Origin of the sequence: Rhodococcus sp. (in: high G+C Gram-positive bacteria) (assembly GCF_049286785.1) — a bacterium.
Classification (GTDB): domain Bacteria; phylum Actinomycetota; class Actinomycetes; order Mycobacteriales; family Mycobacteriaceae; genus Rhodococcus_F.
In genome coordinates this window covers 1-11389 of record NZ_JBAQEO010000361.1, presented here as the reverse complement: position 1 = coordinate 11389, position 11389 = coordinate 1, and the positions used below count along the sequence as shown (strand labels likewise).

The window sequence follows — 11389 nt, the reverse complement described above, 5'->3', positions numbered from 1 at the left end:
CCGCAACTGGGATGCGTGGTCCCGCGTCGCCCGCAAGGCAACGCGCATCCGCATCCTCAGCTGCAGCACCATCGACGCTGCATTCGTCGCCACCGGGGCCGTCGACGCCTTCGTCGACGCCGGAAGTGACACCCACCGGCTCATGGACATCGCCGCCGCCGTCGTCCTCGTCGGGGCATCCGGCGGAGCCGTCCTCGACGCCTACGGCAGGCCCATCGAATTCGACACCGACCTCACCCGGCGCTGGAGCGGCATCGTCGCCGCCACCCCGGAGCTCGGTGAGGAACTGCGCGCGCTCGTCGTGGAGGGCTGAAGAGGTAGATTCTTCGCACCTGTGCGCGACGCTCGGGTAGAAGGGACTTCGACGTTCATGGCCACAGTGACCTATGACGGCGCCACCTGCCTGTTCCCCGGCTCGGACAAACCGGCCGTCGACAATCTGGATCTGCAGATCGAGGACGGTGAGTTCCTGGTTCTCGTGGGCCCGTCGGGCTGCGGCAAGTCGACGTCGCTGCGAATGCTGGCGGGACTCGAGGACGTCTCGAGTGGCCGCATCCTCATCGGTGACCGGGACGTCACCGGGCAGGAACCCAAGGAACGCGACATCGCGATGGTGTTCCAGAACTATGCCCTCTACCCGCACATGTCGGTGGCGGAGAACATGGGCTTCGCACTCAAGCTCGCCGGCAGGTCGAAGGCAGACATCCGGACCCGCGTCGAAGAGACGGCCAAGCTGCTCGACCTCGAGCCGTACCTGGACCGGAAACCCAAGGCGCTTTCCGGCGGCCAGCGGCAGCGTGTCGCGATGGGCCGCGCCATCGTCCGGCAGCCGCAGGTGTTCCTGATGGACGAGCCGCTGTCGAACCTCGACGCGAAGCTGCGTGTGCAGACCCGCACCCAGATCGCGCAGCTGCAGCGCCGCCTCGAGACGACCATGGTGTACGTGACGCACGACCAGGTCGAGGCGATGACGATGGGTGATCGGGTGGCCGTGCTGAAGGACGGCATCCTGCAGCAGTGCGCGTCCCCCCGCGACCTGTACAGCAAACCGGCCAACGTGTTCGTCGCCGGCTTCATGGGGTCACCGTCGATGAACCTCTTCACACTGCCGATCACCCCCGACGGCGTCCAGCTCGGCGACGCGACCATCCCGCTACCGCGGCGACTGCGGGCCGACACGACCGACACCAACGTGGTGGTCGGTATTCGCCCCGAGCACCTCGAGCTGTCCACCACCGGTATCCCGATGGAGGTGGCCGTGGTCGAGGAGCTGGGCTCCGACGCCTACATCTACGGCCGCGGCACCGTGGGCGACGAGTCGCAGCAACTCGTGGCCCGGGCCGACTGGCGCAATCCGCCGAGCAAGGGCGACCTGGTGAGACTGCACGTGGACCCGTCGCAGATCCATCTGTTCTCGGCGTCCGACGGTTCCCGGCTCGGCTAGGCGCCCGCGGTGCGGAGCGGCACGCACCCGACTCGAGTCGGGGGGTAATGCGTCCCTCCCGGGGTGTTCCGTGCCACAGTATGTTCCGACACCGCACCGGTGCCGTGAGTTTCGTCGTGCGTTCTGGGCGAAACCGCGCCCGGAGGCGGCTTCATCCGCATCTACCTACGGGGAGACTCCATGGTTCAGATTTCGAGAGCAGTCCGGCGCGCTGCGGTGTTCGCCACTGCGGCGTCGCTGGTCACGCTCACCGCGTGCTCGAGTGACAGTGACAGCGACGCGTCGTCGGAGAACGTCGACGGTCGCGGCCCCATCACGTACGTCGAGGGCAAGGACACCACCGACACCGGTGTGGTTCGCCAGATCATCGACGCGTGGAACGCCGAGCACCCGGACGAGCAGGTCACGTTCAAGGAGCAGTCGAACGACGCCGATCAGGCGCACGACGACCTGGTTCAGCACCTGCAGGCCAAGCAGTCCGACTACGACGTCGTCGCACTCGACGTCCCGTGGACGGCGGAGTTCGCGGCCAAGGGCTGGCTGCAGCCGCTGTCCGGCGAGTTCGCGATCGACAACACCGGCATCCTGCCGGCCACCGTGGAGAGCGCCACCTACAACGGCACCCAGTACGCGGCGCCGAAGAACACCAACGGCGGCCTGCTCTACTACCGCACCGACCTGCTGCCCGCGGCTCCCAAGACATGGACCGAGCTCACCGCGGCATGCGAGGTGGCCAAGACCAACAACATCGACTGCTACGCCGGACAGTTCGCGCCGTACGAGGGCCTGACGGTGAACACCGCCGAGGTCATCAATGCATTCGGCGGCTCGTTCGTCGGTGAGGACGGCAAGACGCCCACCGTTGACAGCCCGGAGGCGCGCGCCGGACTGCAGGTGCTGGTCGACAGCTTCAAGAACGGCGACATCCCGGCCCAGGACACCACGTTCAAGGAGCCCGAGAGCCAGAAGGCCTTCGAGGACGGCAAGGCGCTGTTCCTGCGGAACTGGCCGTACGTGTACGCCACCGCCGAGAAGGACTCGTCCGCGGTGAAGGGCAGGTTCGGTGTGGCACCGCTGCCCGGCAAGGACGGCATCGGCGCCTCGACCCTGGGTGGCTACAACGCTGCGATCAGCGCATTCTCCGAGAACAAGGCGACCGCACGCGACTTCCTGACGTTCCTGCAGAGCGAGCAGGCGCAGCGCATCATGGCGATGGATTCGCTTCCCCCGGTTCGTACCGCCCTGTACGACGACCCGGCGATCGTCGAGAAGTACCCCTTCATGCCGACCCTGAAGGTGTCGATCGAGAACGCGGTTCCGCGTCCGGTCACGCCGTTCTACCCGGCGGTGTCGAAGGCCGTGCAGGACAATGCCTACGCTGCCATCAAGGGTGAGAAGTCTGTAGACCAGGCCATCACCGACATGCAGTCGGGCATCCAGTCTGCAGGTTCGTAGAGGTCCGTAGAACACAGGAGTGAACATGGCCGTTCCGACTGGTACTTCCAGTGGGGCGCCGGCCCGTCCCGCGGCCGGGGTTTCCGACCCCGGCCGCGGTTCGCGTGGGAAGAGCGAGAACCGGCGACGCTTTGGGCTGAGCGGTCGCCGCGCATGGATGTTCGTCGTACCGACGATGGCGGTGCTGGGCGTCGTCATCGGCTACCCGGTGGTCCGGGCCGTCGTGATGTCCTTCCAGAAGGACGCCGGCCTCGATCCGTCGACCGGCATGTTCGTCGAAGGCGGCTGGGCCGGGTTCGAGAACTACACGCACTGGATCCTGCAACGCTGCACCTCCCCGAACGGAACGACCATGTCGTGCCCGCCGGGAACGCTGGGCTCCCAGTTCTGGTCGGCCGTCGGCAACACCCTGTTCTTCACCGTCGTGACCGTCGGCATCGAGGTCGCGATCGGCCTGTGGATGGCGATCATCATGGGCAAGACGTTCAAGGGCCGGGCCCTGCTGCGCGCGGCGGTCCTGATTCCCTGGGCCATTCCCACCGCGGTCACCGCCAAGCTCTGGTACTTCATCTTCGCCTACGACGGCATCGCGAATCGGCTGCTCGGCACGCAGCTCCTGTGGACGTCGGACGAGTGGCCGGCCCGGTTCGCCGTGATCGTCTCCGACGTCTGGAAGACCACACCGTTCATGGCCCTGCTCATCCTCGCCGGACTGCAGATGATTCCGAACGACGTGTACGAGGCGGCTCGGGTCGATGGCGCCTCGGCGTGGCAGCGGTTCACGCAGATCACGCTGCCGCTGGTGAAACCGGCGCTCATGGTCGCGATCCTGTTCCGCACCATGGACGCGCTGCGCATGTACGACTTGCCCGCGATCCTCACCGGCGGCAACCCGGCAACCACGACCGTGTCGATTCTGGTGGTCGACCAGGTGCGGCAAGGGTTCAACAGCGCGTCCGCGCTCTCGACCATCACGTTCCTGCTGATCTTCGCGGTGGCATTCGTGCTCGTGAAATTTCTCGGCGCCAACGCCGTCGAGACGCAGGAAGCTCAGCGAAAGGGGCCGAATCCGTGACCCACCGTGCCCCGGAGCCGGCATTCCCGAGGGGCGCGGTCAAGCGCGCCCAGCCGAAGCGATTCGTATTCAAGAACTCCCGCATCTATGTGGGGGTGGCCGTCATTCTCGTCTGGGGCCTCGCCCCGTTCTACTGGATGATGGTCACCGCTTTCCGCGACCCCGACTACACGTTCGACACCACGCCCTGGCCCACGCACGTCACGTTCGAGAACTTCTCGAACGCGCTCTCGACCAGCAGCGGCAACAACTTCACCCGCGCCGTGGTCAACAGCATGATCATCGGCGGAGTCACCACCGCGGCGGCGCTCGCGGTCGGTATCTTCACCGCCTACGCGCTGGCCCGGATCGAATTCCGATTCAAATACGTGGTGGTCGGGATCGTGCTCGGCGCCTCGATGTTCCCCGTCGTCGCGCTGGTCACCCCACTGTTCCAGCTCTTCACCGACATCGGCTGGATCGGCTCCTACCAGGCGATGATCATCCCGAACATCTCGTTCGTCCTGCCGCTCACCATCTACACGCTCACCTCGTTCTTCAAGGAACTCCCGTGGGAACTCGAAGAGGCGGCCCGCATCGACGGCGCCAGCCGAGCGCAGGCGTTCCGCCTGGTGATGCTGCCGTTGGCGGCTCCCGCCCTGTTCACCACCGCAATCCTGGCCTTCATCGCCACCGTCAACGAGTATCTGCTCGCCAGCCAGCTCTCCAGCGACGCGACCGAGCCGGTCACCGTCGCCATTGCGCGCTTCTCCGGCAACGACCCGCACGTGGTGCCGTACGCGGCGATCATGGCCGCCGGAACCATCGTCACCATTCCGCTGGTGATCATGGTTCTGTTGTTCCAGCGTCGCATCGTGTCGGGGCTGACGGCCGGCGGCGTGAAGAGTTAGCTCAGGATGCATCCGGTAGCAAAGCGGCAGCGACTCGAGGTCCTGATCGGCATCCTCGGGTTCTTTACGGTGATGGCGTTCATCGCGGCGGTCGTCGAGGTGGTGCGCGGCGAGCCCGGAGTGACACCTGCGCTGGTGCTGCTCGGGTGTCTGGTGCTGTTCGGAATGGCGCTGCTGGCCCGGCGCCGAATGCGCTGAAACATCTCACGACCGGTCGGAAAGGTTGCTGAGCGGTAGCGGCCGGGCAGTGCGTTGTGCGACTTCACCTAACATACGTATGCGGGATGCAATGATCTCCGTGACCGGATGACCTGACCGGGAGTGTGTAAGTGAGTTCTGGCAACGACGGGACGGGCAACGACGCGTCCGTGCCCGAGAGCACGCCTGCCGTCGCAGACGCCTCGGCCGTAGCGACCACTGAACCGATCGGCACAGCCTCCGAAACCGGCACCGCACCCAGCGGACAGGGGAAACGCGGCCGGTGGCGGGTCGTAAGGCGGGTGGGCCTCGGTGTCATCGCGCTGATGCTCGTCATTCCCCTGGTGGCGTTCCTCGTCAGTTACGGGCAAGCCGAGGTCCCGCGACCGTCGGACATGAAAACCAACCAGGTGGCCACCATCTTCGCGGCCGACGGCACGTCCGAGCTGACCAAGGTGATTCCCCCCGAGGGCAACCGCACCGAGATCGAGCTCGACGCCGTTCCCCAGCACGTCCGCGACGCCGTGCTCTCGGCGGAGGACCGCAACTTCTACTCCAACCCCGGCTTCTCCATCGCCGGATTCGCACGCGCAGCCCGGGACAACGTCCTCAACAAGGAGAGCGCGGGCGGCGGATCGACCATCACCCAGCAGTACGTCAAGAACGTGCTGGTCGGCGCAGACCGCAACGTGGTGCGAAAGATGCGTGAGCTGGTCATCTCCACCAAGATGGCCCGCGAGTGGTCCAAGGACGAGATTCTGGCCGCATACCTGAACACCATCTACTTCGGCCGGGGAGCCTACGGTATCGAGGCGGCATCGACGGCATACTTCGACAAGCCCCTCGGCGAGCTCACGGTGGCCGAGGGCGCGGTGCTCGCGTCGGTGATCCAGAGTCCGTCCTACCTCGATCCCGAGGCCAACCTCGACCAGTTGCAGGCGCGGTGGACCTACGTGCTCGACGGCATGGTGTCGATGGGGGTGCTCAGCGCCACGGACCGCGCTGACATCGAGTTTCCGGCAACAGCGCCGGCCAACCGCCCGACGGACGCCAACTCCGCGCCGGGCCCCGAAGGGTTGATCCGCAACCAGGTGCTGCGGGAGTTGTCGGCGGCAGGGATCAGCGAGCAGACCCTCAACACGGAGGGACTGCAGATCACCACCACGATCGATCCCGTGGCGCAGCAGTCGGCGATCGAAGCGGTGCACGACACCCTGGAGGGTGAGGATCCCGGGCTTCGGTCTGCCGTCGTGTCGATCGATCCCCGCACGGGCGGCGTGCGCGCGTATTACGGCGGTGAGGACGGCGCCGGCTTCGACTTCGCGCAGGCCCCGTTGCAGACCGGGTCATCCTTCAAGGTGTTCGGCCTGGCCGCCGCACTCGAGCAGGGCATTCCCCTGTCGGCGCGTTTCAGCAGCGCACCCCTCACCGTAGGCAACGTGCAGATCGGCAACGTCGAGGGCGCGTCGTGTGGGACCTGCACCATCGCCGAGGCCACCAAACGCTCCCTCAACACCAGCTTCTACCGGCTGATGATGTCCCTGGACGACGGACCGCAGGCTATCGCGGACGCCGCGCACAGGGCCGGCATCCCGGAGTTCGTTCCGGGCGTGCAGGGTATGACGCTCAGTGAGAACGGCGGTGCGCCGGAGGGCGGCATCGTGCTCGGTCAGTACCTGTCGCGTCCGATCGACATGGCGTCGGCGTATGCGACGCTCGCCGCCTCCGGCATCTACCACCAGCCGTACTTCGTGCAGCGGGTGGTGACTGCCGACGGTGACCTGCTGCTGGACCGGGCGCCGAGTCCGGGCGAACGTCGACTGGAGGCGGCGGTGGCCGACAACATCAGCCAGGCGCTCCTGCCCGTCGCCTCGTATTCGCGCGGCCATGCGCTGGCCGGTGGCCGTGCGTCCGCCGCGAAGACGGGCACGGCGCAACTCGGAGACACCGGCGAGAACAAGGATGCCTGGATGGTCGGCTACACGCCGTCGTTGTCCACGGCAGTGTGGATCGGCAAGGCAGATGCCACGGCAATCACCAACAGTTGGGGTGGGTTGATCTACGGTTCGGGTCTGCCCTCCGACATCTGGAAGCAGACGATGGACGGCGCCCTCGAGGACACCGACTGGGAAGAGTTCCCCTGGCCCGACCCGATCGGCGGGCAGGCAGGCGTCCCCTCCTGGAGCGGAACGTCCAGCAGCGGGTCGGGGTCGGGTGCCGGGACCACGGGCACCGGCCAGCCCGGTGAGCCCGCACCGGGTCCGGCAGAGGCTCCATCACCGGCCGCGCCGGTGCAGCCGCCGGGTCCGGCGCCGGTCCCCGTCCCCAACCAGATCGAGATCCTGCCGGGCCTCGTCATTCCCCTACCCGGCTAGCCATCCCCTGCCCGGCTAGCCGAAGTTCGGGAACCCGTTTCCCGGCGGGGCCCGGTGTGGAAGAACAACGGCGCGCAGTGCCGCCCGCAGGCTGTCCTTCGTCGCGCCCCAGGACTGCGCCTCCCCTTCACACATGGCCACCTCTTCGGCGTCGTGCCCGCGCGACAATTCGGCGTTGCGGTGCCACTCGATCTCCTGTTCCGAACAGATCCGCAGGAATCCGAGGATCGTGTTGCGGTCGCGCCCGCAGATCTCGACGACATCGTCGGGTTCGAGGTCGCCGTGCGGGTCGAGGTGGATCAGCGTCATCAGAGCCGCGGGCAACTCTTCGCAGTCGTGCTCACCGGTGCCGGTGGCAGGGTCGGACGAGAGAGTCAGCGTGCCGCCGAGCAGGCCGGCAAAGGTGTCGTCGAGGGTGTCGACGAAGTGCTCGAGGTGACCGAACACCGCCCCCAAATGTTCGGGGACGAAAGGTGATCCGTCGATCCGCATGACGACGATGACGTTGTCGCCGACGAGCTGGAACTTGAGGTCGGGCCAATGATTGTTGAGTTCGACCAGTGCATCGGCTGCGCGGGCGCGGTCACCGACCGTGTGCACCACCGGCGCGAAGAATTCCACGCGTCTGTCACCCTCGAGCACACGGATGTATGTGGGCAGCTCGCCCACCCAGACGAGGAGATCGCCGTCCACATCCCGCTCGGGCGCCTGCCCGAGCAGTGTTTCGACAGCTTTTTCGACGAGCGGTCCCAGTCCCGACTCCGGGTGTGAATGCATGGGAGTGGCTGCGGTCGTCAGGAATCCGGATGTCTCCTCACGGCCACTCGTGACAGCGAGCAGGAACGAAGGATGCGTGAGGTCCCATATCTCCCGGAACACGGTGACCGCCATCGAGGCCGGCCGTGCGCCGTCCTCCCGGTCGACGTCGATGTAGTACGACGCCGAACCATTGCCTTCGTCGACGTGGACACACAGGTCGGGTCGATGCCAGCCGAGCTCGAGCAGTCGTTCGTGCTCTTCCTCGGTGAACGCACGGGCCGGATGCAGGAACCGGTTGGACGGAACCTCGCACCGCACCGTGTTCCCAGCCCATGCGAAGAATCGCACACACGCTGCCGTTTCGGCCAGACCGTCGTCCGTGCTGTCGTGGTGCAGCTGCAGCACCAGTTCGTCGTCGTCCACCATTGTCCGGACGTATTCACTCAGACGGTCCTGGAACTCGGCCCAAGCGCTGTCGATCTCGCGATCGAAAATGTTGTCGGACATCTCGCCTCCCTCGATGAATCCTGAGAGCGACCGTAGAGGCAGGGTCCGACACGTATGCCACAAAAATAGGGCGAATGTACCTTTCGGCGCTGTGACAGCGCCGAAAGGAACATTCGCCCGGTTGGAGCTGGGGTGGGACTAGTCGTCCGCTCCGATGATGAACGCCTCGAGCTCGACACGAGCCTTGTCGTCCGCCATCTGCACCGGCGGGGACTTCATCAGGTACGCGGAAGCAGGGTAGACGGGTCCACCGATGCCTCGGTCCTGGGCGATCTTGGCTGCGCGGACGGCGTCGATGATGATGCCGGCCGAGTTCGGCGAATCCCAGACCTCGAGCTTGTACTCCAGGTTCAGCGGAACGTCACCGAAAGCGCGGCCCTCGAGGCGGACGTACGCCCACTTGCGGTCGTCGAGCCAGCCGACGTGATCCGACGGGCCGATGTGCACATTGCCGGCACCGAGGTCGCGGGTCAGGTTGGAGGTCACGGCTTGGGTCTTGGAGATCTTCTTGGACTCCAGACGCTCACGTTCGAGCATGTTCTTGAAGTCCATGTTGCCGCCGACGTTGAGCTGCATGGTGCGGTCGAGCTGCACGCCGCGGTCTTCGAAGAGCTTCGCCATCACACGGTGGGTGATGGTGGCGCCGACCTGCGACTTGATGTCGTCACCGACGATCGGGACGCCGGCGTCCTTGAACTTCGCAGCCCACTCGGGATCGGACGCGATGAACACGGGCAGCGCGTTGACGAACGCCACACCGGCGTCGATGGCGCACTGTGCGTAGAACTTGTCGGCGTCCTCGGAGCCCACGGGCAGGTACGAGACCAGCACGTCGACCTCGGCGTCCTTCAACGCCTTCACGACGTCGACGGGCTCGGCGTCGGAGATCTCGATGGTCTCGGCGTAGTACTTGCCGATGCCGTCGAGGGTGGGGCCGCGTAGCACCGGAACGTTGGCCGGCGGGACGTCGGCGATCTTGATGGTGTTGTTCTCGCTGGCGAAGATGGCCTCGGAGAGGTCGAATCCGACCTTCTTGGCGTCGACGTCGAAGGCGGCGACGAACTGGACGTCGCGCACGTGGTACTTGCCGAACTTGACGTGCATGAGGCCGGGCACGGTTGTCGTTTCGTCGGCATCCTTGTAGTACTGCACGCCCTGAACCAAGGACGAGGCACAGTTCCCCACGCCCACAATGGCCACGCGCACCGCGGTGCTGTTCTCACCCATGGTCGGGTTCTCCTTCTTTATTAGGTATTGCTGTCGATTGCTCGGCGGCGATCATCTCGTTGAGCCAGCGGACTTCACGCTCGCTGGATTCGAGGCCGAGCTGGTGGAGTTGTTTGGTGTAGCGATCCAACGAGCCGCTCGCTCTTCCGATCGCGTCGCGAAGCCCCTCCCGGCGCTCCTCGACCTGGCGTCGTCTGCCCTCGAGAATCCGCATCCGCGCCTCGGCGGGAGTGCGGCTGAAGAAGGCGAGATGAACACCGAAACCGTCATCGGTGTAGTTCTGCGGGCCCGTATCGGCGACCAGTTCCTTGAACCGCTCCTTGCCGAGGGGTGTGAGCTGGTAGACGCGGCGGGCGCGACGCTTGACCGTGCCCGGGACACCTGCGTCCTCGGCGATCAAACCGTCTGCCTGCATGCGTCGAAGCGCCGGGTAGAGGGATCCGTAGGAGAAGGCGCGGAAGGCGCCGAGGAGTCCCGTCAACCGTTTGCGTAACTCGTATCCATGCATGGGTGATTCGTGGAGCAGCCCGAGAATTGCCAGTTCGAGCACGTCCACCCCCTGAGTCGCTGAACCTAACCGTGTGATGCGATGCCAAACTATATCGCACCGATATATATGAAGATACGCCTGCCCGATGTATATGCAAGTAGTCAGCGCTGGTCACGACCCTGCGTACGTCCTCCCCCGCCTTGTCGCCGAATGTCACACGGGTTCCGTCCTCATAGACCCGTGGGACATCGGGCGCCGGCGGCACCGACTACGAACCCACGTACGAACCGACTACGAACCGGCGGCGCCGGCGCACCCCGGACGGTCCGGCCTCGGTAACCGTCTTTGACCAGCGTCACTCGACCGACCCCTTCTCTCCGGACGCGACGCACGTACTCTGGTCTCCGTGCGGATACAGCGGCAGGTGGTGGACTACGCGCTTCAGCGCCGGTCTCTCCTGGCCGAGGTCTACTCGGGCAGGACTGGTGTCACGGAGGTCTGTGACGCCAGCCCTTACCTGCTCCGTGCCGCAAAGTTCCACGGCAAGGGCAGTGACGTGGTGTGCCCGATCTGCCGCAAGGAGCAGTTGACTCTGGTTTCCTGGGTCTTCGGTGACAAGTTGGGCCCGGTGTCGGGTTCGGCTCGTACAGCCGAAGAGTTGGTGCGTCTCGCGTCCACTCAGGAGGAGTTCTCGGTTCACGTGGTCGAGGTGTGCCGGACATGCAGCTGGAACCATCTGGTCCAGTCCTATGTTCTCGGCACCGTGCCCGCACCGAAAAGGCCCAGGCGGTCGTCGCCACGGCCGCGGCCTCCGAGTCGTCGCACCGCGAGCGAGTAGACACGCCCGAACACGGACGCGGGTAGAAGAGTGCCCACAGACGTAACGCAGGACTGAAGCCGGTCCACAACCACTGGAGATTTGTACGTGAGTTCCCCCCGCAGCAACGCCCCGGGTGATCGACCGAACGG

11 protein-coding genes are annotated in these 11389 nt (G+C 65.7%); 8 read left to right on the top strand and 3 right to left on the bottom strand.

Annotation, left to right across the window (positions count from 1 at the left end; genetic code table 11):
* The 7 genes from WAW17_RS13410 to WAW17_RS13380 all read left to right on the top strand — a co-directional run.
* Positions 1 to 313: inositol monophosphatase family protein (locus WAW17_RS13410; protein ID WP_422333455.1), on the top strand; the 313-nt coding region annotated here is incomplete at its 5' end.
* A gap of 57 nt (positions 314 to 370) precedes the next feature.
* Positions 371 to 1444, top strand: coding sequence for an ABC transporter ATP-binding protein (locus WAW17_RS13405; protein WP_422333454.1), 1074 nt, complete (start codon positions 371 to 373; stop codon positions 1442 to 1444).
* Between the two features lie 180 nt (positions 1445 to 1624).
* Positions 1625 to 2899 (top strand): ABC transporter substrate-binding protein, encoded by a 1275-nt coding sequence (locus tag WAW17_RS13400; protein WP_422333453.1) that lies wholly within the window; start codon positions 1625 to 1627, stop codon positions 2897 to 2899.
* 25 nt (positions 2900 to 2924) lie between these two features.
* The gene (locus WAW17_RS13395; protein ID WP_422333452.1) at positions 2925 to 3974 is read left to right on the top strand and encodes a carbohydrate ABC transporter permease; all 1050 of its coding nucleotides are present in this window, start codon (positions 2925 to 2927) and stop codon (positions 3972 to 3974) included.
* Positions 3971 to 4864 (top strand): carbohydrate ABC transporter permease, encoded by an 894-nt coding sequence (locus tag WAW17_RS13390; RefSeq protein ID WP_422333451.1) that lies wholly within the window; start codon positions 3971 to 3973, stop codon positions 4862 to 4864. Before WAW17_RS13395 ends, WAW17_RS13390 begins: the two co-directional genes overlap by 4 nt.
* Positions 4865 to 4870: 6 nt before the next feature.
* On the top strand, positions 4871 to 5062 hold the full coding sequence (locus WAW17_RS13385; RefSeq protein ID WP_422333450.1) for a hypothetical protein: 192 nt from the start codon (positions 4871 to 4873) through the stop codon (positions 5060 to 5062).
* A 131-nt stretch (positions 5063 to 5193) separates the two neighbouring features.
* Complete coding sequence (locus tag WAW17_RS13380; protein ID WP_422333449.1) at positions 5194 to 7437, top strand: transglycosylase domain-containing protein; 2244 nt, start codon at positions 5194 to 5196, stop codon at positions 7435 to 7437.
* A 15-nt stretch (positions 7438 to 7452) separates the two neighbouring features.
* Here WAW17_RS13380 and WAW17_RS13375 read toward each other — a convergent pair whose 3' ends face one another.
* The 3 genes from WAW17_RS13375 to WAW17_RS13365 form a co-directional block, all read right to left on the bottom strand.
* Positions 7453 to 8703, bottom strand: a complete 1251-nt coding sequence (locus WAW17_RS13375) for a T3SS (YopN, CesT) and YbjN peptide-binding chaperone 1 (RefSeq protein ID WP_422333448.1) — start codon at positions 8701 to 8703, stop codon at positions 7453 to 7455.
* 138 nt (positions 8704 to 8841) lie between these two features.
* Entirely contained in the window at positions 8842 to 9930 is a 1089-nt protein-coding gene (locus WAW17_RS13370; protein ID WP_422333447.1) for an inositol-3-phosphate synthase, read from the bottom strand.
* Positions 9923 to 10480, bottom strand: a complete 558-nt coding sequence (locus WAW17_RS13365) for a PadR family transcriptional regulator (protein WP_422333446.1) — start codon at positions 10478 to 10480, stop codon at positions 9923 to 9925. Before WAW17_RS13365 ends, WAW17_RS13370 begins: the two co-directional genes overlap by 8 nt.
* Before the next feature lie 346 nt (positions 10481 to 10826).
* Here WAW17_RS13365 and WAW17_RS13360 point away from each other — a divergent pair, with 346 nt between their 5' ends.
* Positions 10827 to 11258 carry a DUF5318 domain-containing protein gene (locus WAW17_RS13360; protein WP_012690433.1) on the top strand — a complete coding sequence of 144 codons (432 nt, stop codon included), beginning with the start codon at positions 10827 to 10829 and terminating at the stop codon, positions 11256 to 11258.
* Positions 11259 to 11389 lie beyond the last annotated feature (131 nt).

Excerpts from the sequence above, each read along its gene's own strand:
- WAW17_RS13405 (WP_422333454.1), top strand. The coding sequence starts at position 371 with ATGGCCACAGTGACCTATGACGGCGCCACCTGCCTGTTCCCCGGCTCG.
- WAW17_RS13400 (WP_422333453.1), top strand. The coding sequence starts at position 1,625 with ATGGTTCAGATTTCGAGAGCAGTCCGGCGCGCTGCGGTGTTCGCCACT.
- WAW17_RS13395 (WP_422333452.1), top strand. The coding sequence starts at position 2,925 with ATGGCCGTTCCGACTGGTACTTCCAGTGGGGCGCCGGCCCGTCCCGCG.
- WAW17_RS13385 (WP_422333450.1), top strand. The coding sequence starts at position 4,871 with ATGCATCCGGTAGCAAAGCGGCAGCGACTCGAGGTCCTGATCGGCATC.
- WAW17_RS13375 (WP_422333448.1), bottom strand. The coding sequence starts at position 8,703 with ATGTCCGACAACATTTTCGATCGCGAGATCGACAGCGCTTGGGCCGAG.
- WAW17_RS13370 (WP_422333447.1), bottom strand. The coding sequence starts at position 9,930 with ATGGGTGAGAACAGCACCGCGGTGCGCGTGGCCATTGTGGGCGTGGGG.